The following is a 24,980-nucleotide window of genomic DNA, read 5'->3' as shown; positions in this document are numbered from 1 at the left end:
GAATATGTCCAGTCCTGCAAACTTTAATGGTTCACGTCCAGTCATCGATGTGAATGATTCCGTCATGCTGCTTATCGATCATCAGAGCGGGCTGTTCCAGACCGTCGGCGACATGCCAATGCCAGAACTGCGTGCGCGTGCCGCCGCGCTGGCTAAAATGGCGACTCTGGCGAAGATGCCGGTGATTACCACGGCATCCGTACCGCAGGGACCTAACGGCCCGCTGATCCCTGAGATCCACGCCAATGCGCCGCATGCCCAATACGTGGCGCGTAAAGGCGAAATCAACGCCTGGGATAACGAAGATTTCGTGAAAGCGGTCAAAGCAACTGGTCGTAAAACGCTGATTATCGCCGGTACGATTACCAGCGTGTGCATGGCTTTCCCGGCTATCAGCGCGGTTGCGGAAGGCTATAAGGTTTTCGCTGTGATCGACGCTTCCGGTACTTACAGCAAAATGGCGCAGGAAATCACCCTGGCTCGAGTTGTTCAGGCTGGCGTTGTGCCGATGGATACCGCCGCCGTCGCTTCTGAAATTCAGGGCACATGGAACCGTGAAGACGCCGCCGAATGGGCTGAAGTGTATACCAAAGTCTTCCCGGCTTATCAGTTGCTGATCGAAAGCTACAGCAAAGCCCAGGAAGTCGTGACCAGCGGCGAAAAACTGGACTCTCAGCGCTAATCCAATCCTCTGCGCCTGCCTGGGCGGAGGAATATGTATAATGCGTAACCAAACGAGAGTTAACACGTAAATTCTGCTTGACCGTTTTAGCGCAACTCCCTATAGTAACGCCCCGTTGCCCCCCAAGCGGTCAGGCAGCAATACAATATGGTGAGGTGTCCGAGTGGCTGAAGGAGCACGCCTGGAAAGTGTGTATACGGCAACGTATCCGGGGTTCGAATCCCCGCCTCACCGCCATATTTTAAGAAGAGCTCGTACGAAAGTACGGGCTTTTTTTTCGCATGTTGCATTTGCCGGATGCGGCGCAAGCACCTTATCCGGCCTACATTGCTACAGCCCTGAATATCTCCGTAGGCCTGATAAGCGAAGCGCCATCAGGCATGGCAGTTATTGTCGGCTGAGCAGCGTTAACACTTCATAGTGCGCGGTGTGTGGGAACATATCGAAAAGTTGGACGCGTTCAATGCGATACCCGGGCAACTCACAAATATCCTTCGCCATGGTTTGCGCATTACAGCTGGAATAAATGATAAAACGCGGTGCCATGCGGGTGAGAAAATCGCACAGCGGCTTTCCAATCCCGCGACGCGGCGGGTTCACCAGCACCAGGTCAGGTACTTCGCCCTGAGCGGTAGCAAACTGGGTTGAATCCAGCGCCTGAAAATGCAGATTCTGCAATCCAAGCTCCTGCGCTGACTGCTTCGCGCAGGTAATCGCTTCTGGCGCGATTTCAATCCCCGTCAGTTTCATTTGCGGTGTAGCACAGTGCAGACCAAAACCCCCAACACCGCAAAAGAGATCCCACATGTGATTAACCGGAAGCTGACGCACCCAGTCGCGCGCCGTGGCATATAACTGCCCCGCCACCACCGGGTTGGTCTGGAAGAAACTCTGCGGGCGGATCCACAACGGCACATCGTTAAAGCGTTCCGCCAGTGCCTGTTGTTCAGTCAGGAAGATTTCGGTCTCCCCTTCCATAATCGCCATATGCACCGGCTGAATATTGGCAGTAATTACTTTTAACTGTGGGAGTTGTGCCTGCAACCAGGGTAGCGCCGCGCGCAGTTGTGCCAGTTTTGCGTCAGAACGCAGGACAAAACGCAGCATCATACCGCCGTCGTACCGGCTTTCCGTTAACAGCAGATATTTCAGTTCCCCGCGTTTGCGCGCCACGTTATAGGGCGTCAGCCCCGCCCGAGCGATAAACGGCTTAAGCGCGGCAAATACGGGCGCAAAAGACTCAGGATAGAGCGGACAGTCGCACAAATCCTCAGGCGTACCGTCACGATGCAGCATTCCCAGCAGAGGTTTTTCCACGCTGCCGCTGACCACCATTTTAGCTTTATTACGAAACGCGCTTTCCGGACCACTGATCGGCGCGCACCATTCTCCGACCGGATGCTCGGCAAGCAGATTCTGCAGATCGGCTGTTTTAGCGAAGAGTTGATCGGCGACAGGCTGAGTTATCCACTGACAGGAGCGGCAGCGCTCGGCGTCATATAGTGCGCACTGCATACAAAAACCTATAAATTAACAGGGGGCCAATATTATACACGTTATTGCAAACGGAAGAACCGCCTGCTGGACGCAGGAACAAACAGTAACAGCAATACCAGCATATCCGGCAGTTTTTGCATCACCAGCGTATGCAGGATTTCGCGTCTGGACTCCCCCGCAATACTGAATAGTTCTGGGTATCCGTAGCCCAGCGAAGCAGCCCACAGATAGACGCTGGCGATAATCTGGGTCAACAGATAGATCCAGCGTGCCCAGTTCCGTCCTTTTACCAGCGAAAATGCGCAGTAAATTTCGATAAATAGCAGCACCAGACTGCCCAGAAACACCAGCGTCAAATTCCAGGTCTGCACACTGCGATGAATAAACTCACTGGTTCCACGAAACCCAAGCGTATTAAAAATCATCAACAGATCGAGACAGCGGATCATGATAATAGCCAGCGCCGCCACCTGCACCAAAGCAGGGACGTTTAAGCGAGCATGTGATGTGGATGATTTCTTAAAAAATCCCAACGCGTCGTCTTCCATGAAAACGGCGCAACCACCACAGCTGCGCCGTATAGACAGGTTGGCAGATTTTAGTTTTTTCAGCCGCGTCTTGCACGTTGGATATCGCGGATCCGTTGTTTTTCTGTTCGCGCCATCAGATACCACGCGATAAATCCGATAATTCCTACCACACCAAGGATCAGCGTCGCCAGCGCGTTGATCTCCGGGTTCACCCCCATACGTACGCTGGAGAACACCAGCATCGGTAACGTTGTGGCACCAGGACCAGAGACAAAGCTGGCAATAACCAAATCATCGAGTGACAGCGTGAAGGCTAATAGCCAACCGGAGATCACCGCAGGCATAATCATCGGCAGCGTGATGACGAAAAAGACCTTCAGCGGCGTGGCGCCAAGATCCATCGCCGCTTCCTCAATGGAATGATCCAGTTCGCGCAAACGTGAAGAAATCACCACCGCCACATATGCCGTACAGAAGGTGACGTGCGCCAGCCAGATGGTCAGCATACCGCGATCCGCCGGCCAGCCGATGGCGTGAGCCAACGCTACAAACAGCAGCAGCAGCGACAAACCGGTAATGACATCCGGCATAACCAGCGGCGCGGTGATCATAAAAGCGAAACCATTCGAACCACGAAAACGACCAAAACGCACCATAACCACGGCCGCTATAGTGCCGAGGATTGCCGCCATCGTCGCAGCACCCGCGGCAATCGTTAAGCTCATGCCGACAGCGCTAATCATCGCGCTATCGTGAAAAAGCTCGCCATACCAACGTGTTGACCACCCCGCCCAGACCGTCACCAGCTTGGAACTGTTAAACGAATAGATAACCAACATCAGCATCGGTGCGTACAGGAAGGTAAAGCCCACTACCAGGATAAAAATACGCCACGGCGAGCGAACGACCGGTAAGTTATTCATCCGTGTTCCCCCACGCTTTTTTGCTGATATTTGTGGAACCACATGATCGGCACAATCAGTAACAGCAGCATAATAATGGCGACAGCAGAAGCCACCGGCCAGTCGCGGTTATTGAAAAACTCCTGCCAAAGCACACGGCCAATCATGATGCTGTCCGGGCCGCCCAGCAACTCAGGGATCACAAACTCGCCAACAGCCGGAATAAACACCAGCATTGACCCGGCGATAATCCCGCCCTTGGTCAACGGTACAATCACACTAAAGAAGGTCTTCAGCGGTCGGGCACCTAAATCCAGTGCCGCTTCCACCAGCGAGTAATCGATACGGGTCAGCGCGGTATAAATCGGCAGCACCATAAAGGGCAAATAGGCGTAAACAATACCGATGTAGACCGCCAGATTGGTGTGCAAAATCGTCAACGGTTGGTCGATGACGCCCAGCCACATCAGGAAGTTGTTGAGCACGCCGTTGTTTTTCAGGATCCCCATCCAGGCATATACGCGAATTAAAAACGAGGTCCAGGACGGCAGGATCACCAGCAACAGCAGAATATTACGCGTTGAGGGTTTACTGTGCGCGACGGCCCATGCCAGTGGGTATCCCAGCAGCAGGCAACAGATTGTCGAAATTCCCGCCACCTGTAACGATTGCAGGTAGGCATCGAAATAGAGCGGATCGTCCGTTAACTGCAGGAAGTTGGCTAAGTTGAGTGTGATGGATAGCTGATCATCAGCCCATGAAACGAGGTCCGTATAGGGAGGAATAGCGCGCGCCATTTCAGCCAAACTGATTTTGAAGACGATCAGAAAAGGCAGCAGAAACAGGAGCAGCAGCCACACATACGGCAGCGCGATCACCAGCTTTCGCCCGTGCTTCATTTGCAGCCGCGACATAAACAGCGTGAATCGCCCTGCTTTATCCACGCGTGCCGGAGGTTCAAGTGTACTCATCTTCGCTCCTTAAACCGTCAACACCACACAGCTGTCCGCATCCCAACATAAACGGACTTCGTCACCCCAGGTTGGTAATCCCTTGCGATAACGATGCTCATTTTGTAGCTGGGCGCTCAACATCTGGCCGCTTTTCAAACGTACGTGGTACACCGACAAATCACCCAGATAGGCAATGTGCACCACTTCGCCTACCGCGAAGTTATAACCCTCTGGCGGAGGGGCTTCGCAGAGCATGATTTTTTCCGGACGCAGCGCAACATACACAGGGACGTTATCGACAACAGAAGCATCGGCGTCCACTTTCAGCGGATGTACCAGACCAGGAGACTCAATCACCAGACCATCTTCCTGGCGTTCTTTTAGCAGTCCCTCAAAAACGTTTACCGAACCGATAAACTCTGCGCTGTAACGCGTAGTCGGATGCTCATAGATCTCTTCCGGCTCGCCAATCTGGACAAATTTGCCACGGTTCATGATCGCAATACGGCCCGCCATCGTCATGGCTTCTTCCTGATCGTGTGTCACCATCACGCAGGTCACGCCGACGCGTTCAAGGATATCCACCACTTCCAGTTGCATGCGGTCTCGGAGTTTTTTATCCAGCGCCCCCATTGGCTCATCCAGCAGCAGCAGTTTTGGACGTTTTGCCAGGCTGCGCGCCAATGCCACGCGCTGACGCTGGCCGCCAGAAAGCTGATGTGGCTTGCGTTTGGCGAACTCCTGCATATGCACGAGTCCCAACATCTCATTCACCCGACTGGCGATTTCAGCCTTCGGCAGTTTGTCCTGCTTGAGGCCAAAGGCAATGTTCTGCTCCACCGTCATGTGCGGAAACAGGGCATAGGACTGAAACATCATATTAATCGGACGCAGATAAGGCGGGACATGCGCTAAATCGACGCCATCAAGCATGATTTGCCCGGTAGTCGGCAGTTCAAATCCCGCTAACATGCGCAGCAGAGTCGATTTGCCACAGCCGGACGCGCCGAGCAGAGCAAATATTTCACCTTTGTAGATAGTAAGATTGACGTCATCAACGGCGTGCTGACCGTCAAATGACTTGGTCAGATTGCGAATTTCAAGCAGCGGGGTCAGCGCCTTGCGGATTTTCGCTTGTGGGCGTGGGGTTGCATCATTCACTCAGGTGCTCTCCGGCATAAAACAAAGAAACGGTGCAAATAACGCACCATAACGGTGCGTATTGCCGGGTTATATGTGTCCGGGCTCAACACTGCCCGGCAGGCAAAAATCCTGCCGGGTCATGTCCCAAACATCGGTTTATTTCCCGCTTTTTACCTTCGTCCATGCGCGGGTACGTACACGATCGATCTTCGGATCCTGTACTTTCAGTGTGAACAGCTTGGCGCGAACATCCGCAGGCGGGTAGATACCCGGGTTGTCACGAACCTCAGGGCTGACCAGAGCCGTCGCTTCTTTGTTGGCATTGGCATAAAACACGTGGTCGGAGATATGCGCAATCACATCAGGGCGCAGCAGGTAATTGAGGAACTGATAGGCTTCATCTTTGTTTTTCGCATCGGCAGGCATCGCGAATACGTCAAAGAACGCCATTGCACCTTCTTTAGGAATTGAGAAGGAGATATTGACGCCATTTTTCGCTTCTTTCGCACGGTTTGCCGCCTGCCATACGTCCCCTGCCCAGCCAATCGCGACGCAGGTATCACCGTTTGCCAGGTCGTTAATATATTGCGAGGAGTGGAAGTAGCGAATATTTGGACGCAGCTTCAACAGCAGATCGGTTGCTGGCCCGGTGTAATCATCCGCTTTGGTACTGTTTGGGTCTTTACCCAAATAGTTCAGCACCGTGGCAAATACCTCTTCTGGCGCATCGAGGAAAGAGACGCCGCAGCTTTTGAGTTTTTCCAGATTTTCCGGTTTGAGGATCAAATCCCAGCTGTTAACCGGCGCATCCGGCCCAAGCACCGCTTTGACTTTATCCACGTTGTAGCCAATACCGGTCGTAGCCCACATATACGGCATCGCGAACTTGTTGTCCGGATCGTGTTTACCCACCAGCTTCAGCAGTTCAGGATCAAGATTTTTCCAGCCCGGCAATTTGCTCTTATCCAGCGGCTGGAATACGCCCGCAGTCAGTTGACGCTCAAGGAAGCTGGCAGAAGGAACGACAAGGTCAAAGCCGGTACTGCCAGCCATGAGCTTACCTTCCAGCACTTCATTGGAATCAAATACGTCATAGATAACTTTAATTCCGGTCTCTTTTTCAAAATTAGCCACCGTATCCGGGGCAATATAATCAGACCAGTTATAAATATGCAGCGTTTTTTGTTCAGCAGCGAGCGTGCCAGCAGAGATGGCCATCAGAGCACCCGCAACCAGGCCTGATAACCATTTTTTATTTAAGGCGGTCATAATCTCTTTCCTTCTGAAAGTTCGTTAACAAACGAACAAAAATGTCACACTCTAATGATATGCAAGAAACGTGCATATTCTTTCATGCAGCACCGATGAAAAGAGAGACCTCTCCTCATGCCGCTGTTGCTCGCTGGCATCCGCCTATGCATTCAACACACATTGTGGCCACAGGTCAGGTCACAAGGGGCTGTTTAAATGATGACGTTGGTAAGCTTCGCAAGAATAACTTTAGCCAGGAATTGTGGATATAGCCCAGATTAAAAAACGTCTTTTATCAATTTTTTATGCAGGAATTGTCTATGACATAAAGCGGAAGGCGCTGAATCGAGGTGAATAATTCTTTAATGAAAGGTTAAACACAGAATAAAAACGTGCAATACGCAACCGCTCTGGCAGCGGCTGCGCAATATATGTCCAGATTCAGGAAGAATTAATGGAGGAAATGAATTTCAGCGGTGCTGTTTTGCGCATCTTCTTCAGCATTAAATAACAGCTGATGCGCACCGGCTTCAAGGATCACCATCGATATCTGCTCTTCGCTCTGGCGAACAAAACATTCAAACTGCTCAAACGTCACGCCCGGCGTAACGGATAAAGACTGGCAAACCACCAGTTTTGGCAGATTATCATCCTGCATATCCAGAAAAGCTTTCACCGTCAGTGAACTGGCATTTATCGCGGACAAATCGGCTGCCAGTGGCAGCAGTGCAGAAGGTCTGACTTCCGCCATCGCAGAAAACAGAATGACGTTATCGACCAAATCAACTTTTGCATCAAAGATGCCGTCAAAATTCTGCATGTGTGGCAAGTGCAGCGCCTGACAGGTATCGCATTCAAAAAAACTCATGCCCAGGTCGTCGAGCCATTGACGCAACGTATCCAGAGTGGGAACGACCAGTGATGTCATAATAATGTGCGACCTCTATTGATGAAAAAAATACCGGCACAGCTTACGCAAAAAGAGCGTGTCATACCACGATCGCAATCGATATTGCGCTTAGCCGCCGATTTTAAGACAAAATTCAGGAGTAGCATGGCGCTCGATCCACTGGATCATTTTCGCGGCAATGTCTATCCCGGTAGTTTTCTCTACGCCTTCCAGCCCCGGAGACGCGTTGACCTCCATGACCAGTGGCCCTCGATCAGCGCGCAGAATATCAACGCCTGCAACGTCCAGGCCCATAGTCCGGGCGGCTTTGAGCGCAATTTCTCTTTCGCGCGGCGTGATACTCGCAATAGTCGCCACACCACCGCGATGGAGATTAGAACGAAAATCGCCCTCTTTAGCCCGTCGTTCAATGGCGGCCACTACTTCATCGCCCACCACGAAACAGCGAATATCGCGCCCCTTCGCTTCTTTGATATATTCCTGAACCAGAATATGGGCATTCACCCCACGAAACGCATCTACCACACTTTCTGCAGCCTGCCGCGTTTCCGCCAGCACCACGCCAATACCCTGGGTGCCTTCAACCAGTTTCACCACCAACGGCGCACCGCCAACCATGTCAATCATGTCGCTGGTATCGTCCGGAGAGTGAGCAATTCCGGTGATGGGTAAATCAATTCCCTGACGCGCCAGCAGCTGTAGAGAACGCAGCTTATCGCGCGCTCGCGTAATCGCTACCGATTCATTCAACGGATAGCTACCCAGCATCTCAAACTGGCGCAGCGCCGCCGTCCCATAAAAGGTAATCGCGGAACCAATCCGCGGGATCACCGCATCGAAATGAGGAAGCTGACGGCCCTTGTAATGAATAGAGGATGCCGCTGGGCTGATGTTCATATAGCAAGAAAGGGGATCGATAACTTCAACCAGGTGACCGCGCTGCATCGCCGCTTCACGCAGGCGTTTACAAGAATAGAGCGTTCCGTCCCGGGACAAAATGGCAATTTTCACCCTGCACCTCTCTGAATGACCTGGTAAAAGCTGGCGTATCATACACTGGGTTAAAATCTTTAGCGCGTGGCCCATCCCTGTTTATGCAAATATTCCAGGATAAAGGGGCGACTTTCTTTAATGATGGTACGGCGAATATGATCGCTCCAGGTGTCGCGGCGGGTATTGCTGCCTCGGGTCAGATAGTACTGCGCGAGCTGCTCATCATATTGCGCCAACACATCGCTGTTGAGTGGCTGATATTGATTTTCGTGCACCACAAGCGACGCGGGCAGCCGCGGCTTGATATCCGGGTTATCCGCAGGCCAGCCGAGGCACAAACCAAAGAGCGGAAGAACATGTTGCGGAAGCTTCAGCAGTTCGGTGACCGGCTCAATATTGTTACGCAGGCCACCAATAAACACGCCGCCAAGTCCCAGCGACTCTGCCGCCGTCAACGCATTTTGCGCCATCATTGCGGTATCAACCACGCCCAGCAGCAGCTGTTCCGCCAGCCCAAGTTGCGCATCAGGGCAAATCTGCAAATGACGATTAAAATCAGCGCAAAACACCCAGAACTCAGCGGCCTGTGCCACATGCTTTTGGCCGCCAGATAAGGTAGCCAGCGATTCGCGCAGAGATTTATCCGTTATGCGAATGATCGTCGTGCACTGTAGAAAACTGGAGCTTGACGTTCCCTGAGCGGCGGCAATAATCGCCTCACGCTGTGCATCCGAAATGGCATCATCAGTAAAATGGCGAATGGAACGGTGGCTGCGGAGTAAATCAATGGTTGGAGTCATCTCTTTTGTCTCTGTCTGAATCAGTTGAATCACCGGGTGTGCGAGACATCAGTTGCGGTGCCAGCAGTTGAGCAACACGCCACATCAACGCCACCGCAGCAGGGAGCATCAGCAGTACGCCCAGAAATATCATCACCACGCAGGCTAACGGGCTGTTAAGCGGTGCGGGCAAGGTGAGGTAATCGTTAAGCGATATCAGTGCCAGCGATAACAAAACCATCCCAATTATTTCCAGCATCAATACGCTTTTGGGTAATACACCAATTGTGCGCATACGCGGCCTCCCGGCGAAATGGCTTCCATTATAAAACGTTCCGGCTTGCCGTGTTTAACAGATATAGCTTGAGGATATCAAAGCAACAGGCTGAACCTGCTTTCCATCCGTCACAAATCGCGGCATCATAACCAGTATCGCCATCCGGCCTGATAAGTTCGAGGAGAAAGAGATGTTTGCCGTTATTTTTGGTCGCCCAGGGTGCCCGTATTGCGTGCGCGCAAAAGAATTAGCAGAAAAATTAAGCAGTGAGCATGACGATTTTAACTTCCGTTACATTGATATCCATGCTGAAGGAATTACCAAAGCAGATCTGGAAAAGACGGTAGGTAAGCCAGTTGAAACCGTTCCGCAGATTTTTGTCGATCAAAAACACATCGGCGGCTGCACGGATTTTGAAGCTTGGGCAAAAGAGAACATGAATCTGTTCGCCTGATAGCGGTTTCTACGCCCTCACCTTGAGGGCGTCATCAGTTCTTTTTCCGCCGTTGATGCTGATTGAATAAGCTACTGATAAATAAAAAACATAATGCGCCAAGCGCGCACCAAAACACCGCACTAAACAACCACGCCAGCTCTTGCCACAATGAACGCGTCGGCATAAAAACGAACCGCATCAGTAACAGGCAGCACGGCGCCGCCAACATTGCACCAAGCAGGGGTTTGAGCACTTCCCGACGATGGGAAAAAAAGCTTGCTGCAGCACCAGGTAAGATAAAAAACAACAATCCGACCTCAGGATGCCCTGCCGCTCTGAATGCCCCTTTCACGTTCAGCGTTAATGAAAGACACACCACAATAAAGAGCACAAAGCAGCAGACCGCACTCGCCCAACTTTGCTTATGTTTCAATCGTTCCTCCTGACACATTCTCTATCGAACACTCTTTTCGCCCGCAGGCGTCCAGTCAGATAAAGTAACTCGGCATTCCATGCCAAAAACACACCCACACGATTCTTATAGCCGTTGATACGTAATGAGATTAAACTAACCGCATATATTGTTATGCTGCATTATTCGGGGCTGTGTACGATGCTATCGCCCCTTAATTTCTGGCAAAAACATTAGCGTAAATTGCCATTTCTTTCAATAGCTTACTAGTAAACAAGAAGTTAGTCTCCGTGAATATAAACGTCGCAGATTTGTTAAATGGGAATTACATCCTGTTATTATTTGTGGTCCTGGCTCTGGGCCTGTGTCTGGGCAAATTACGTCTGGGTTCAGTCCAACTCGGTAATTCCATTGGCGTTTTAGTGGTCTCCCTATTATTAGGTCAGCAGCACTTTAGTATTAACACCGATGCATTAAATCTCGGCTTTATGCTGTTTATTTTTTGCGTCGGCGTCGAAGCCGGTCCCAACTTTTTTTCGATTTTTTTTCGCGATGGGAAAAATTATCTAATGCTTGCCCTGGTGATGGTCGGTAGCGCAATGCTGATCGCGCTGGGGCTGGGTAAGCTATTTGGCTGGGATATCGGCCTGACGGCGGGTATGCTGGCTGGCTCGATGACCTCAACGCCGGTGCTGGTCGGCGCGGGTGATACCTTGCGCCATTCAGGAATGACAGGGACACAACTTTCAAGCGCTCTCGATAACCTGAGCCTGGGTTACGCCCTCACCTATTTGATTGGTCTGGTCAGTCTGATTGTTGGTGCGCGCTATTTGCCGAAACTCCAGCATCAGGACCTGCAAACCAGCGCCCAACAAATCGCGCGTGAACGAGGTCTGGACACCGACGCCAATCGTAAAGTGTACCTCCCGGTGATCCGCGCCTATCGCGTTGGCCCTGAACTGGTGGCATGGGCCGATGGTAAAAATCTGCGCGAACTCGGTATTTATCGCCAGACCGGTTGTTACATTGAACGCATCCGTCGCAACGGCATTCTGGCCAACCCGGATGGTGATGCGGTATTGCAAATGGGCGATGAGATAGCCCTGGTGGGTTATCCGGACGCCCATGCTCGCCTCGATCCCAGCTTCCGTAACGGTAAAGAGGTGTTCGATCGCGATCTGCTCGATATGCGCATCGTCACTGAAGAAATTGTGGTGAAAAACCACAATGCCGTTGGTCGTCGCCTGGCCCAGTTGAAACTAACCGACCATGGTTGTTTCCTGAACCGCGTGATCCGTAGCCAGATTGAAATGCCTATTGATGACAACGTCGTACTCAATAAAGGCGACGTGTTGCAGGTCAGCGGTGATGCTCGTCGCGTGAAAACCATTGCCGATCGTATCGGCTTCATTTCAATTCACAGTCAGGTGACCGATCTGCTTGCCTTCTGCGCCTTCTTTATCATCGGTCTGATGATCGGGATGATCACATTCCAGTTCAGTAATTTCAGCTTCGGCATCGGGAATGCGGCTGGACTGCTGTTCGCTGGGATCATGCTGGGATTCCTGCGAGCCAACCACCCCACATTTGGCTATATCCCACAGGGTGCGCTGAATATGGTGAAAGAGTTTGGCCTGATGGTATTCATGGCAGGCGTCGGTTTAAGCGCAGGCAGCGGCATTGGTAATGGCCTGGGTGCCGTCGGTGGTCAAATGTTGATTGCCGGTCTGGTAGTCAGCCTGGTTCCAGTTGTCATCTGTTTCTTGTTTGGTGCTTACGTATTACGCATGAACCGCGCCCTGCTGTTTGGTGCCATGATGGGCGCACGTACCTGTGCTCCGGCAATGGAAATCATCAGCGACACCGCACGCAGCAACATCCCTGCGTTAGGTTATGCAGGGACCTACGCGATTGCCAACGTTCTGCTGACATTAGCGGGGACACTCATCGTCATCGTATGGCCTGGTCTTGGTTAGCACTGAAATTTTCCCTTAATTGAAAAATTTTTTGCAGGTAAGCAGAACTTTTCTTCAAGGCGTCAGTCATAACTATTGCCACTGCTTTTCTTTGATGTCCCCAATTTGTGGAGCCCATCAACCCCGCCGTTTTGGTTCAAGGTTGATGGGTTTTTTGTTGCCTGAAATTTGCGTTCATCACCTTCCATCTCTGAAACACCTCCCAAATTTGCAGCATGCCGGTTATGGCACATACTTTAAAACGGTGCTTTATCGGGGATGGGGGTTAGTCATGTTGCTTACTGGCAAAGTCGCAGTAATTTTTGGTGGCAGCGGGGCTATTGGTAGTACGGTTGCGCAGGCCATGGCGCGCGAAGGAGCCCATGTGTGTTTGGGTGCTCGCAGCCAGGAAAAGCTTGATCGGACGGCCAGTATTATCCGAATGACAGGAGGTACAGTCGAAACCTTTATCACCGATGTACTCGACGAGCACAACGCATCGAAGGAAGTTACCCGCCTTGTAGAGCAAACCGGTGGAATAGATGTGGTGGTTAACGCAACGGGATTTATGCACGAACAGGGCAAACGCATTAACGCATTATCCCTCTCTGAGTTTATGAGCGGTATAACCCCTTTCCTCTCGGCGCAGTTCAATATCGCAAAAGCCGTAACGCCGCACATGGGCGGCAATCGTGCGGGCGTCATTCTCAGCGTTGTTGCCCCCGCGGCCCCGATGGCGATGCCTGGTCATCTGGGTCATATTGTTGGTTGTGCAGGAACAGAGGCTTTTATTAAAGCGCTCGCCAGCGAGGTAGGACCGGCAAATATCCGGGTCGTCGGCGTGCGCTCGCATGCGATTGTGGATGCTGTTGCAGCTGGCTCCTATACCGGAGAAATTTTCTCCGCTAAAGCACAGTCAATGGGTTTAACCGTCGATCAATGGTTAGGGGGTGCGGCGCAAAGTACCATGCTCGCGCGCCTGCCTACGCTTGCACAAATCGCTGAGGTCATGACCTTTCTTGCTTCAGACCATGCCAGCGCCATGACCGCGACGGTGGTGAATATTACCGGAGGCGCTACGCACAGCTGACTGTCGCGGGTATCCCTGCAATACGCTCCACCATCAGCAAGATATCTTCTCGCTGCAGCGGTTTTTTGTCCGTGACAAAATGCAGCGTCATTCCTTCAATAAACGCATCCAGCGCCCGCGCCGTAACCGGGTCAAACCACTGCTCCAGCGTTTGTTGGCTGCGTAGCATCCAGTTCTGCATCACCGTTTTCAACGCTGGTTTACGGCTGGCAAAAGCATACAGCTGATACATGAGCTCCATATTATCAGGCGTTGTGACCTGAGAGCCGTAAATCATATCGGTAATGGCATGGCAAGCCTGCGACGCATCCTTAACATCGGCAAAAAAGTCCTGATACTGCAGCATCATCCTGTCAGTAAAACGGCCAAATGCCTCCATCAAAAGCTCATCAATTCCCGAAAAGTAATAGGTCATAGAACCCAGTGGCACCTCGGCAATCATAGCGATTTTACGGTGTGTAACCCCATGAATACCATGGGCTATTACTGCATCCAGAGTCGCCTGAACTATTTTTTCCCGCCGCTGCGGATCGTTTGCACGTCGCACTACATTTCCTCTTATTGCATTTGTGTACAAATGTACACAGTCTTGCTAATGTTGTCTCCTTCCCTCTTTTCTTTGGCCCGAATTCATGACTGGCATCTCATCACGCAAAGCCTTAAGACGTCGCACCTGGGCGCTGTTCACGTTCTTCTTTTTACCAGGATTATTAATGGCCTCCTGGGCAACGCGTACCCCTGCCATCAGAGATATCCTCTCCATCTCCACTGCCGAAATGGGCGCGGTGTTGTTTGGGCTCTCTATTGGTTCGATGAGTGGCATACTTTGTTCGGCCTGGCTGGTGAAACGATTTGGCACGCGTAAGGTGATCCGCACCACCATGTCTTGTGCCGTTCTCGGAATGGCGATCCTCAGCGTAGCGCTCTGGCTGCATTCCGCATGGCTTTTCGCGTTTGGCCTGGGCGTATTTGGCGCCAGCTTTGGCGCGGCAGAAGTTGCCATCAACGTCGAAGGTGCGGCAGTTGAGCGCGAAATGAACAAAACCGTGCTGCCGATGATGCACGGTTTTTACAGCCTGGGAACGTTGGCAGGGGCTGGAGTTGGAATGATGCTTACCGCCTTCAGCGTCCCGGCTACCGCGCATATTCTTTTGGCTGCAATGGTTGCTATCACACCTATTTTCATCGCCATCAAAGCTATTCCTGACGGCACGGGCAAAAATGCCGCTGACGGTTCTCACTCCGGTGAAAAAGGACTGCCTTTTTATCGTGATATCCAGCTATTGCTGATCGGCGTTGTAGTGCTGGCGATGGCATTTGCTGAAGGTTCCGCCAACGACTGGCTTCCACTGTTAATGGTGGACGGACATGGATTTAGCCCGACATCAGGCTCGCTGATTTATGCCGGTTTTACGCTGGGTATGACCGTTGGGCGATTTACCGGTGGCTGGTTCATCGACCGTTACAGCCGCGTTGCGGTGGTGCGCGCCAGTGCACTGATGGGCGCTCTCGGGATTAGCCTGATTATTTTTGTCGACAGCTCTTGGGTGGCCGGTGTGTCCGTTATTCTGTGGGGACTCGGCGCATCGCTCGGCTTCCCGCTGACCATTTCAGCTGCCAGCGACACCGGTCCCGATGCCCCAACCCGCGTCAGCGTTGTGGCGACCACCGGTTACCTGGCGTTCCTTGTTGGACCGCCGCTGCTGGGCTATCTGGGTGAACACTATGGCCTGCGCAGCGCTATGTTAGTGGTGCTGGCGCTGGTGCTTGTCGCCGCCGTCGTCGCGAAAGCGGTAGCGAAACCGGATCTCAAAAATACTACGGTGATGGAGAACAGCTAATGAGTATCAAATTAATTGCAGTCGACATGGACGGCACATTTTTAAGCGACCAAAAAACCTATAACCGTGAGCGCTTTATGGCGCAATACCGCCAGATGAAAGAACAAGGGATCCGCTTTGTGGTCGCCAGCGGCAACCAATATTATCAGTTGATTTCCTTTTTCCCCGAACTGGCCAATGAGATCTCATTTGTCGCCGAAAACGGTGGTTGGGTGGTCAGTGAAGGAGAAGATGTCTTTAACGGCGAACTGGCTAAAGACGATTTCCATGCCATCGTAGAGCATCTGCTGACCCGCGCCGATATCGACATTATTGCCTGTGGTAAAAACAGCGCCTATACATTGAAACAGTACAGCGATGAGCATAAGATCGTTTCCGCCATGTATTATCATCGTCTTGAATTTGTAGATAATTTTGACAACCTCAGCGACGTTTTCTTCAAGTTCGGGCTGAATATTTCCGACGACCGAATTCCACAGGTACAGGCCGATCTCCACGAGGCGATTGGCGATATTATGGTACCGGTTCATACCGGCTACGGCAGCATCGACTTAATAATTCCCGGCGTGCATAAGGCTAACGGTCTGCGCCTGCTGCAACAACGCTGGAATATTAACGACAATGAAGTTGTTGTGTTTGGCGATGGCGGAAATGATATTGAGATGCTGCGTCAGGCAGGATTTAGTTTTGCAATGGCCAACGCCCATGAGCCGGTGATCGAGGCGGCAAAATATCGCGCAGGCTCGAACAACGAAGAGGGCGTTCTGGATATTATCGACCGCGTGTTAAAGAATGAAGCACCGTTTACGCATTAACGGCTCAGCACAGACGGCAACAAAATGATGGCATGATCTATTCATAATCCGCCTCAAATTAACCCGCTGGATTATTACTTCCAGTGAATATTTCAGGCGAGCGGATCATGAAGAAAAGTGTACTGATGGCGACATTGTTGCTGGGCTTTGCGGGGACAACATTTGCACAAAGCGTTACCGTTGATGTCCCCAGCGGTTATAAAGTGGTGGTAGTACCCTCTTCCGTCAGCGTGCCCCAGGCGGTCAGCGTAACGACCGCACCACAAACGGTATATGTTGCTCCAGCGCCTGCTCCGGCCCCTGTCTATCGCGCACATCCTTATGCGCGACATGTGGCAAGCGTCGGTGAAGGGATGGTTATCGAACATCAGATTGACGACCACCACTAAGTTGTCGCCAGGCCCGGACAACCGTAATACTGGTCAGTTAAGATCTTTGGTGAGCGGTAGGCCGGATAAGGCGTTTACGCCGCCATCCGGCAATTTGCTACAGGCCGCCGGATGGCGCTTCGCTTATCCGGCCTACAGCGTGATTCTCTTATCAACATAATGATGAATTTATCGGCGTCATTATGCTCATATGCGCTGGATTGCGGAAATCCGGTCCTTAACCTTCCCGGGAATTCCCTACCCGTTTATCTTTCAGGAAGATAACCATCAGAATCAGCCACAGTACGCCGCTTGCCAGATTGAACAAGCTGAACAAGCCGTTCCCTCCCAGCAGATACGCGTGTTTACTCAGCTCAATACCAACAGTAAAAATCAGCATCTGCAGCATACCCATTGCGGCAGAAACGGTACCCTTACTCATTTCGCTGGCAAACAGCGTCAGGCGCACCAGCCCCGCATTCGCCACGCCAATGCCAAACGCATAGATACTCAAACCCGCCGTCATCCATAGATATGCATGGGATGACACCACCGTGGCCGCAGCGGCAATAATCAGGCCAACGGCGATTGGCCAGCCGCCCATGATAATTAGCGAACGCACGGTTTTTCGCGAAGTCAGACGCGCCAGCACCAGGTTACCAGCAATCAACGCGCCAAAAATCGGCACCTGCAACAGACCATATTCGTAGCTGCTGAGATGTTCACCGCTGATGATAATAATCGGGGACTGCGCAATCCACGCCAGTAACGGCAGGCTGACAAAACCCAACGCCAGTGCGCCTGCAACGAAGCGCACGTTCCTCAGCACCAGCTTATAATCCTTGCCCAACTCTTTAATGGACAGCTTTTCACCAAGCCGGGTTGCCGTTTCCGGCATCGCGCGTTGCAGACCAAAAAAGGAGATGGCCGCCAGAGCAGCAAACAGGATAAACATCCCTTCCCACGGCAGAACATGTACCCAGGCTGCGCCTACCAACGGACCCAGCAGTGGCGCAATCAGCGCCACGTTTGCCATCAGCGCGGTAATTTTTATGCAGACCGCTTCTTCAAAAGATTCCTGAATGGCGGCGTAACCCACCGCACCAATAAAGCACAGGCTTATCCCCTGCAAAAAACGCAGGAAGGTAAATTGCTCAATATTCTGTGCAAGCAGGGTTGCAAGGCAGGTAACGATGAACCAGATCACGCCGGTTAACATTACCGGACGACGACCAATACGGTCCGACAGCGGTCCTAACAACCACTGCAAAAACATGCCGCCTGCCAGATAGGCGGTCATAGACGTAGGTACCCAATCTAATCCGGCGTTATATTGCGCCACCACCGCCAACATTCCGGGCTGGATCATATCGTTGCCGATATAAGTGGAGAATTCGTAAAGCACCAGACAGAGCGGGAAAAGTAATGCCTGACGCCCCAAACGGACGCCTGAAGATAAACGGTTCTGCATGCAATCTCTTAACTATAGAAAAATCGCGCAAAGTGTAATAAATGCGCCGTACTGGTGATAGTGAATTATGTGATTTGAAAGCAAAATGCGCACATTTTTACACTCATTTGCTCAAGAACATTTTGCTTTAAGGTTAATTTAAGTTGAGACCGCTATCATGCTCAATAAGCCTCATAAATTGTCTTAAAAATCGTCATTTAACAGGCAAATAAGACAAGACCGCTTTTTATCCCGTGAAAGCAATTTTATGCTCTTCCCCCTATGGGCCTTTTTAACGATTACACTGAGTCTGGACGTTATGCTGGAAAATCTGAACAATTCTCTTTTTTACTTGATCAATGCAACACCCGACTCTGCGCAATGGGCAATTTCGCTCGCCATTTTCATTGCCAAAGATCTGATCAGCATTGTGCCGCTGTTAGCCGTTGTGCTCTGGCTTTGGGGACCTCGTGGTCAGGTTACGCTCCAGCGCCAGTTGGTCATCAAAATGGCCATTGCGTTAGTAGTCGGTCTGACGATTTCCTGGCTGATGGGGCATCTTTTCCCCCACGATCGTCCGTTCGTTAACCACATCGGCTATAACTTCCTGCACCATGCGGCAGATGACTCTTTCCCGAGCGACCACGGTACGGTTATCTTTACCTTTGCTCTGGCCTTTCTGTTCTGGCATCGCTTGTGGACGGGTGCTCTGCTGATGGTTGTCGCCGTGGCGATTGCCTGGTCACGTGTTTACCTTGGCGTTCACTGGCCGCTGGATATGCTGGGCGGATTACTGGCCGGGTTGATCGGTTGCCTGAGCGCCCAGATGATCTGGCAACGGTTCGGCACAACCTTGTACCTCGGCTTGCAGACGTGCTATCGCACCTGCTTCGCTCTCCCCATCCGTAAAGGTTGGGTACGTGACTAACCCGCGGTAAAAAGAGTAGTATTAAGCGCGAAACTGAGCACTTAATCTATTCTCCAGGGGAACTATGGAAACTCGACGCGACGAGCGTATTGGTCAATTACTGCAGGCGCTGAAACGCAGCGATAAATTACACCTCAAAGAAGCCGCGACGTTGCTGGGCGTATCTGAGATGACCATTCGTCGCGACCTGAATAATCATGATGCTCCCGTCGTGCTGCTCGGGGGCTATATTGTTCTGGAACCCCGCAGCGCTAACCACTATTTAATCAGCGATCAAAAATCCCGTCTGGTTGATGAAAAGCGTCGCGCTGCCCAGCAGGCGGCGAGTCTCGTGCAGGCGCATCAGACCATCTTTTTCGATTGCGGTACGACCACGCCGTGGATCATTGAAGCGATCGACAATGAACTGCCCTTCACCGCAATCTGCTACTCGTTGAATACGTTTCTGGTACTGCAGGAAAAACCGCAGTGCCGCGTCATTCTGTGTGGTGGTGAATTCCATGCCAGTAACGCGATTTTTAAACCGCTCGATTTCCAGGAAACGCTGAACAACCTCTGTCCGGATATCGCCTTTTATTCCGCAGCAGGTGTTCACATCGAAAAAGGCGCGACCTGCTTTAATCTGGAAGAACTGCCGGTGAAGCACTGGGCAATGTCGATGGCGCAGCATCACGTTTTGGTGGTCGATCACAGCAAGTTTGGTAAGGTGCGACCTGCAAGGATGGGGGAATTAAAACGCTTTGATACCATCATCAGTGATAACCGCCCTGACGATGCGTTTGTTGAGTACGCTAAAGCGCAACGTATCACGCTGAAGTACTAACAGATACTGCCGGACGGCGATTGCGCCATCCGGCAATAGATAAGATTAAGAGAACCAACCACCAAACCACTGGTGGAATTTCATCATCACAAAGTCCCACATGCGGCTAAAGAAACCACCCTCTTCCACATCTTCCATCACCATCAACGGACGCTGCTCAATGGATTTTCCGTTCAACTGGAAGTCGATAGTGCCCACAACCTGACCTTTCTTCAGCGGTGCTGTTAGCTGTGGTTCAGTCAGGGTAAAGCTGGCCTTCAGGTTTTTGAGCTGGCCACGCGGAATGGTCACAGAACCCCCTTCTCCGGCGCCCAAATTCACTTCACTCTTATCGCCAAACCAGACGCGCTGGGTCACGAAAGTCGCATCCGGCTTGATCGGCGTAACGGTTTCAAAAAAGCGGAAGCCCCAGGTCAGCAGCTTTTCTGACTCATTAAAACGAATGCGGTCGGTTTTTGCTCCCAGCACCACGGAGATCAGGCGCATATCGCCCTGGGTCGCGGAGGCCACCAGGTTGTATCCCGCCCCGGCAGTGGTCCCGGTTTTCATACCATCCACGTTCAGGTTGGTGCTCCACAACAGACGGTTGCGGTTCGGTTGACGTATTTTATTGAAGGTAAATTCTTTCTCTTTGTGAATAGCGTACTCTTCCGGCACATCGTGGATTAACGCCTTCCCGAGCAACGCCATATCACGTGCGGTACTGAACTGTCCTGCCGCATCCAGGCCGTGTACCGTCTGGAAAGTCGTGTTAGTCAGCCCCAGTTTTTTCGCATAGCCGTTCATCAGACCAATAAAGGATTCCTGGCTGCCAGCAACGTAATCAGCGAGTGCAATACAGGCATCGTTACCTGACTGAATGATAACGCCTTTATTCAGATCGGACACCGCAACCTGATCGCCGGGCTTGAGGAACATGACCGACGAACCGCGCAGGGCTGGATTACCGGTCGCCCAGGCGTCTTTGCCCACGGTGACCATGTCGTTGAGGTTAATTTTTCCGGCCTTCAGCGCCTGCCCAACCACATAGCTGGTCATGATTTTGGTCAGACTGGCAGGATCCAGTTTCTCATCAGCATTACCTTCCGCCAGCACCTTACCACTGGCGTAATCCATCAGAATCCACGCGCGCGCGTCCACGCTCGGCGGGGCCGTCGGTTGCTCCGCCGCCTGTACGGTCGGCACCAAAAGGATTAAGAGTGCAGAACCTGCAGCAAAGCTACGAAGTGAAGAGAAGTATTGCGTCATAAATGCCACCCGAGTATCCATTCCAAAAAACCACGTCATACCACACCGTGTTTACACAAAACCGGCCAAGCGACCTCGACCAACCCATGCAGAAAAAGTCTGATGGATGACGTGTAAAATAAGTGCGGTGAGTAATAACGCACTAACGAGCTTAAAGAAACCGTAAGTTGGTAAAGTTTTTAAAGTTTATGCAATAACGCCGCGCTGCGCTGCTCCTGGCACGATTTTTTTAGACTTTGTTGCGTAAATATTAGGTTTACCCCACCATGTGAGCTAGTCAGATGGCATCTGCAGCCATAAAGCTGCTCAATTAATTTGCGGGGTTACTATGATTACACTGTGGGGTCGCAATAACTCGACCAACGTAAAAAAAGTATTGTGGACGCTCGAGGAACTGGAACTGCCGTATAACCAAATTCTGGCGGGCGGGCAGCATGGCGGTAACCGCGATGCCGACTATCTGGCACTGAACCCGAACGGACTGGTCCCGCTACTACGCGATGATGAAACGGACGTTGTTCTGTGGGAATCCAATACCATTGTCCGCTATCTGGCCGCTCAGTACGGACAAAAACGTTTGTGGATTGACGCCCCGGCCGCGCGCGCTGTCGGTGAAAAATGGATGGACTGGGCAAATCAGACGCTAAGCCCTGCGCATCGGGTTATCTTATTTGGTTTGGTCAGAACACCTGCCGATCAGCGCGATATGGCGGCCATTGAGGCAAGTAAGCAAGTTTGCGATAACCTGTTTGCCATTCTGGATAACGCGCTGACAGACCAGCCATGGTTCTCCGGGGCTGAATTTGGCACCGCGGATATCGCTGTGGCACCGTTCATCTATAACCTGTTCAACGTTGGCCTGAGCTGGACCCCGCGCCCGCATCTGGAACGCTGGTATCAACAACTGACCGAGCGCCCGGCGTTTCAAAAAATCGTGATGATCCCGGTCAGCTAACCAAATCAGGGACTCACTTTAAGTAATTCCCCGTCGGACTCGTCGGTTAACACGTACAAATAACCGTCTGGTCCGACGCGCACATCACGGATCCGCTGCCCCCTGTCCTGCAACAGACGACCATCCTCAGTAACCGTATTCCCTTTAACGCTCAGCACGATCACTTCTTTATCTTTCAACGCGCCGATGAACAACTTCTGCCGCCACTGTGGGAAGGTATCGCTATTGTAAAAAGCCATTCCACTTACCGCCGGCGACTTTTCCCAGTAAAAGATGGGTTGTTCCGTGCCAGCAACAATTTGACCTTTTGCTTCGGGAATTTTCAAACCACTGTAGTTAACGCCCCAGGTCGCGATAGGCCAGCCGTAGTTTTTCCCTTTCTCGGGGATATTGATTTCATCGCCTCCGCGTGGACCATGCTCATTGAGCCACAACACATCACTCCACGGATTCATCGCCATACCCTGCGGGTTGCGGATGCCATACGACCAAATCTCTGCCCGCGCTCCCGCCTTGTTCACAAAAGGATTATCCGGCGGAATTTTACCCTCATCGGTCAGTCGGACTAATTTACCCTGCAATTTATCCAGATCCTGGGCGGTAGCGCGTTGATTATTCTCCCCCAGGCCAATAAACAGATAACCGTTACCATCAAATACCAGACGTCCACCAAAATGGTTTCCGGTGGAAAGCTTTGGCTGTTGGCGAAAAACGGTCTGAAATCCTTGCAGATGTTTGAGATCGTCACTCAATCGCCCGTAGCCTACCGCGGTGCCCGCTTTGCCTTCGCGGTCAGCTTCAGCGAAGCTTAGCCATACCCGGCGAGATTGTGCAAAATCCGGTGCTAACACCACATCAAGCAGTCCGCCCTGACCATTCGCCCAGACTTTTGGTACGCCGGTCAGCGGGTCGGAAAGCCCTTTATCAGGCTGCCAGAGTCGAAGTTGTCCACCTTTGAGCGTAATGAGCATACCGCGGTTATCGGGTAAAAAAGCCAGTGACCATGGGTGATCGAGTTTAGTTTGCAGGACTTCTACCTTTACCGCAGCGGCATAAGATGAAAGTAACGCGAATGAGGCAGCACAGAGAAAGAGTCGACGCATAACACCTCCTTAATGGCTCTGCTTAAAGCGTAGCCAGCAAGGGGAATTATCCCGCTACATTTACATAATCTTGACGAAAAGGGGGAGCGCCCTCCCCCTGATTCAGACGTGTTCCAGCGTTGGGTAAGATTGCAAACTCTGGATACTCAGCGTCAGCGTTGTCAGGCAGTTTTCCAGTTTCTCTGCGTTAACGGCGATAAACGTTGGACAATCGTGATGTCCACTCATAAGACAAACAGCGGCGGCGGCTAACGCCCCTTCAGCACGATGAAGGGCATTCCACTCTTCCTGATCAAGATGCATACCGTGAAGCTGTGATTGCTCGTGCAATTCGCGATTCAGTGCAAAAAAAACATCACGCAGGCGATCGCTCTCGCTAACTGACATGTAGCCTTTCGCTTTTCTCAACTGCAGATAAGCGGCAAGTTCGATACGGGCGTTTATCAATTTGTTGAGAAGATCGGTTCTCAGTCTGTCAACAACCATACTTTGTTCCTCCTCTTTCCAACTATGGTGCAACTTAATAGTATGGTTGTTTTTTGAACAAATAGATGTCCTACATCAATAAAGCCCAATTGATTAACATAATTTACAATGTTACAACTTCATTCTGTACGCTTATCGAAGGCGCCCAGTGTCTGACTCGCCTGACTTTTTTTGCTATACCTGATGTGGTTACTGCCATGGTGTTGATGATGAGGGGTCTATGTCGAAAGCAAATGATGCAGAAAAAATACGCACACTATCAAAAATAGATCTCAATCTGCTGACCATTTTCTGTTTGATCTATAGCGTGGGTAGCATTTCCAGAGTTGCTGACATGCTGAACATATCACCTTCCGCCGTCAGCCAGTCATTAAGAAAACTGCGCGAAATGATGGGTGATAATCTTTTTGTCCGTAGCGGGAATGCACTGTTACCGACGGTCTATTCTGATGAACTGTATGATAATACAATCCCAATTATCGATAAGCTGTCAACGCTGATGCCGCTTTCCACGCCTGCCGCCAAGAAAAGGTTAACGCTTTATACGGAATCTTTTATTTCCCCTATCGTTATTCCAGATGTCACCGCCAGAATAATCGAGACTGACGCCGATATCAGCCTCCTGCACCTTACCGCCGACCTGAATGAACAGAGTATTATTGAACTGCTGAATATGCGTCAGGCAGATGTCGTTTTTTCTACCTTTTCTGTAGAGTCAGCAAGTCTTTCATGCCAGAAAATATGCGATATGCGCCTGGTGCTGGCGGCCTCGCAGAATAATTCTTTATATGGTAACACCATCAGTGAAGCGCAATTCAGAAATGCTAACCTGGTCGGCTACAATACTAAGAATGAGAAAATCATTTATCATCGCAGTATTGTGGATAAAAAATTCAGAACCGGAGAACGCTGCCTGCTTACCTCATCGTTTACGGCGATTCTGACGATTGTGTCCAATACCCATTGTTTAGGGGTGATCCCGGAAAAGGTATTTGAAACACACGCTCAGCTGTATGGACTAAAAAAAATAAACACTCCGTTTCCCTTGCCACAATTTAGCGTGTTTGCCTCATCGCGCAAAGAAAGCAATACCCACAAAATCCTCTCACCTATTCTGGCTGATTTGCAAACAGCCTCCCTGTGATGAAAACCA

27 protein-coding genes and 1 tRNA gene are annotated in these 24,980 nt (G+C 51.3%); 12 read left to right on the top strand and 16 right to left on the bottom strand.

Annotated features, from left to right (window positions below):
* Positions 1-4 precede the first annotated feature (4 nt).
* Positions 5-682, top strand: a complete 678-nt coding sequence (locus OGY72_RS03980; RefSeq protein ID WP_003831673.1) for an isochorismatase family protein — start codon at positions 5-7, stop codon at positions 680-682.
* A gap of 149 nt (positions 683-831) precedes the next feature.
* Positions 832-919: transfer RNA gene (locus tag OGY72_RS03975), tRNA-Ser, on the top strand.
* Positions 920-1,069: 150 nt separating this feature from the next.
* On the opposite strand, the gene rlmC is transcribed toward OGY72_RS03975, so the two are convergent.
* The 10 genes from rlmC to OGY72_RS03925 form a co-directional block, all read right to left on the bottom strand.
* Positions 1,070-2,197, bottom strand: a complete 1,128-nt coding sequence (rlmC, locus tag OGY72_RS03970; protein ID WP_286546927.1) for a 23S rRNA (uracil(747)-C(5))-methyltransferase RlmC — start codon at positions 2,195-2,197, stop codon at positions 1,070-1,072.
* A 41-nt stretch (positions 2,198-2,238) separates the two neighbouring features.
* Complete coding sequence (locus OGY72_RS03965; RefSeq protein ID WP_003035378.1) at positions 2,239-2,727, bottom strand: YbjO family protein; 489 nt, start codon at positions 2,725-2,727, stop codon at positions 2,239-2,241.
* Positions 2,728-2,786: 59 nt separating this feature from the next.
* Positions 2,787-3,632: a putrescine ABC transporter permease PotI gene (gene potI, locus OGY72_RS03960; RefSeq protein ID WP_008784246.1), complete on the bottom strand. Its 846-nt coding sequence runs from the start codon at positions 3,630-3,632 to the stop codon at positions 2,787-2,789.
* Positions 3,629-4,582, bottom strand: coding sequence for a putrescine ABC transporter permease PotH (gene potH / locus OGY72_RS03955; protein ID WP_003831667.1), 954 nt, complete (start codon positions 4,580-4,582; stop codon positions 3,629-3,631). The genes potI and potH overlap by 4 nt, the downstream gene beginning before the upstream one ends.
* Positions 4,583-4,591: 9 nt before the next feature.
* A complete protein-coding gene (potG, locus tag OGY72_RS03950) occupies positions 4,592-5,725 on the bottom strand; it encodes a putrescine ABC transporter ATP-binding subunit PotG (protein WP_003831665.1) in 1,134 nt (377 codons plus the stop codon).
* 138 nt (positions 5,726-5,863) lie between these two features.
* Positions 5,864-6,976: a spermidine/putrescine ABC transporter substrate-binding protein PotF gene (gene potF, locus OGY72_RS03945; protein ID WP_003831664.1), complete on the bottom strand. Its 1,113-nt coding sequence runs from the start codon at positions 6,974-6,976 to the stop codon at positions 5,864-5,866.
* Between the two features lie 433 nt (positions 6,977-7,409).
* Positions 7,410-7,886 (bottom strand): type III secretion system chaperone family protein, encoded by a 477-nt coding sequence (locus tag OGY72_RS03940; protein WP_003831662.1) that lies wholly within the window; start codon positions 7,884-7,886, stop codon positions 7,410-7,412.
* A 90-nt stretch (positions 7,887-7,976) separates the two neighbouring features.
* On the bottom strand, positions 7,977-8,879 hold the full coding sequence (gene rimK / locus OGY72_RS03935) for a 30S ribosomal protein S6--L-glutamate ligase (RefSeq protein ID WP_003831660.1): 903 nt from the start codon (positions 8,877-8,879) through the stop codon (positions 7,977-7,979).
* Positions 8,880-8,938: 59 nt separating this feature from the next.
* Positions 8,939-9,661: a nitroreductase NfsA gene (nfsA, locus tag OGY72_RS03930; protein WP_048235739.1), complete on the bottom strand. Its 723-nt coding sequence runs from the start codon at positions 9,659-9,661 to the stop codon at positions 8,939-8,941.
* On the bottom strand, positions 9,645-9,935 hold the full coding sequence (locus OGY72_RS03925) for a DUF1418 family protein (protein ID WP_286546921.1): 291 nt from the start codon (positions 9,933-9,935) through the stop codon (positions 9,645-9,647). Before OGY72_RS03925 ends, nfsA begins: the two co-directional genes overlap by 17 nt.
* A gap of 172 nt (positions 9,936-10,107) precedes the next feature.
* On the opposite strand from OGY72_RS03925, the gene OGY72_RS03920 reads away from it, so the two are divergent.
* Positions 10,108-10,371, top strand: a complete 264-nt coding sequence (locus OGY72_RS03920; protein WP_003035358.1) for a GrxA family glutaredoxin — start codon at positions 10,108-10,110, stop codon at positions 10,369-10,371.
* 34 nt (positions 10,372-10,405) lie between these two features.
* On the opposite strand, the gene OGY72_RS03915 is transcribed toward OGY72_RS03920, so the two are convergent.
* On the bottom strand, positions 10,406-10,786 hold the full coding sequence (locus OGY72_RS03915) for an inner membrane protein YbjM (protein ID WP_003035356.1): 381 nt from the start codon (positions 10,784-10,786) through the stop codon (positions 10,406-10,408).
* A gap of 269 nt (positions 10,787-11,055) precedes the next feature.
* Here OGY72_RS03915 and OGY72_RS03910 point away from each other — a divergent pair, with 269 nt between their 5' ends.
* Both OGY72_RS03910 and OGY72_RS03905 read left to right on the top strand, forming a co-directional pair.
* A complete protein-coding gene (locus OGY72_RS03910; protein ID WP_003831652.1) occupies positions 11,056-12,741 on the top strand; it encodes an aspartate:alanine antiporter in 1,686 nt (561 codons plus the stop codon).
* Positions 12,742-13,012: 271 nt separating this feature from the next.
* Complete coding sequence (locus tag OGY72_RS03905; protein ID WP_148362185.1) at positions 13,013-13,810, top strand: SDR family NAD(P)-dependent oxidoreductase; 798 nt, start codon at positions 13,013-13,015, stop codon at positions 13,808-13,810.
* Here the strand turns inward: OGY72_RS03905 and OGY72_RS03900 are convergent.
* Positions 13,797-14,357, bottom strand: coding sequence for a TetR/AcrR family transcriptional regulator (locus OGY72_RS03900; RefSeq protein WP_003831648.1), 561 nt, complete (start codon positions 14,355-14,357; stop codon positions 13,797-13,799). The genes OGY72_RS03905 and OGY72_RS03900 overlap by 14 nt on opposite strands.
* A gap of 85 nt (positions 14,358-14,442) precedes the next feature.
* Between OGY72_RS03900 and OGY72_RS03895 the strand changes: the two genes are divergently transcribed.
* From OGY72_RS03895 to OGY72_RS03885, 3 genes are all read left to right on the top strand, one after another.
* Positions 14,443-15,651, top strand: a complete 1,209-nt coding sequence (locus tag OGY72_RS03895) for an MFS transporter (protein ID WP_032934393.1) — start codon at positions 14,443-14,445, stop codon at positions 15,649-15,651.
* Positions 15,651-16,466 (top strand): Cof-type HAD-IIB family hydrolase, encoded by an 816-nt coding sequence (locus tag OGY72_RS03890; protein ID WP_148362186.1) that lies wholly within the window; start codon positions 15,651-15,653, stop codon positions 16,464-16,466. The genes OGY72_RS03895 and OGY72_RS03890 overlap by 1 nt, the downstream gene beginning before the upstream one ends.
* Before the next feature lie 107 nt (positions 16,467-16,573).
* Positions 16,574-16,855, top strand: a complete 282-nt coding sequence (locus OGY72_RS03885; RefSeq protein WP_003831642.1) for a hypothetical protein — start codon at positions 16,574-16,576, stop codon at positions 16,853-16,855.
* A gap of 217 nt (positions 16,856-17,072) precedes the next feature.
* On the opposite strand, the gene OGY72_RS03880 is transcribed toward OGY72_RS03885, so the two are convergent.
* Complete coding sequence (locus tag OGY72_RS03880; protein WP_008784235.1) at positions 17,073-18,305, bottom strand: MFS transporter; 1,233 nt, start codon at positions 18,303-18,305, stop codon at positions 17,073-17,075.
* A 298-nt stretch (positions 18,306-18,603) separates the two neighbouring features.
* On the opposite strand from OGY72_RS03880, the gene ybjG reads away from it, so the two are divergent.
* Entirely contained in the window at positions 18,604-19,212 is a 609-nt protein-coding gene (gene ybjG / locus OGY72_RS03875; protein ID WP_003831635.1) for an undecaprenyl-diphosphate phosphatase, read from the top strand.
* Positions 19,213-19,276: 64 nt separating this feature from the next.
* Complete coding sequence (gene deoR / locus OGY72_RS03870) at positions 19,277-20,035, top strand: DNA-binding transcriptional repressor DeoR (protein WP_003831632.1); 759 nt, start codon at positions 19,277-19,279, stop codon at positions 20,033-20,035.
* A gap of 45 nt (positions 20,036-20,080) precedes the next feature.
* On the opposite strand, the gene dacC is transcribed toward deoR, so the two are convergent.
* Positions 20,081-21,283, bottom strand: coding sequence for a serine-type D-Ala-D-Ala carboxypeptidase (dacC, locus tag OGY72_RS03865; protein WP_003831630.1), 1,203 nt, complete (start codon positions 21,281-21,283; stop codon positions 20,081-20,083).
* Positions 21,284-21,611: 328 nt separating this feature from the next.
* Here dacC and OGY72_RS03860 point away from each other — a divergent pair, with 328 nt between their 5' ends.
* Positions 21,612-22,238, top strand: coding sequence for a glutathione S-transferase family protein (locus tag OGY72_RS03860; RefSeq protein WP_149281396.1), 627 nt, complete (start codon positions 21,612-21,614; stop codon positions 22,236-22,238).
* Positions 22,239-22,243: 5 nt separating this feature from the next.
* On the opposite strand, the gene OGY72_RS03855 is transcribed toward OGY72_RS03860, so the two are convergent.
* Entirely contained in the window at positions 22,244-23,341 is a 1,098-nt protein-coding gene (locus tag OGY72_RS03855) for a PQQ-dependent sugar dehydrogenase (RefSeq protein ID WP_286546911.1), read from the bottom strand.
* A gap of 102 nt (positions 23,342-23,443) precedes the next feature.
* Positions 23,444-23,827, bottom strand: coding sequence for a biofilm formation regulator BssR (gene bssR, locus OGY72_RS03850; protein ID WP_008784229.1), 384 nt, complete (start codon positions 23,825-23,827; stop codon positions 23,444-23,446).
* Between the two features lie 220 nt (positions 23,828-24,047).
* Here bssR and OGY72_RS03845 point away from each other — a divergent pair, with 220 nt between their 5' ends.
* Positions 24,048-24,971 (top strand): LysR family transcriptional regulator, encoded by a 924-nt coding sequence (locus OGY72_RS03845; RefSeq protein ID WP_063940643.1) that lies wholly within the window; start codon positions 24,048-24,050, stop codon positions 24,969-24,971.
* The last annotated feature ends 9 nt before the right edge of the window (positions 24,972-24,980 follow it).

Source organism: Citrobacter sp. Cpo221 (genome assembly GCF_030332345.1).
In the GTDB taxonomy this organism is placed as follows: domain Bacteria; phylum Pseudomonadota; class Gammaproteobacteria; order Enterobacterales; family Enterobacteriaceae; genus Citrobacter; species Citrobacter portucalensis.
The sequence above is the reverse complement of the archived record's forward strand: the minus strand, read 5'-3'. Positions and strand labels throughout refer to the sequence as shown.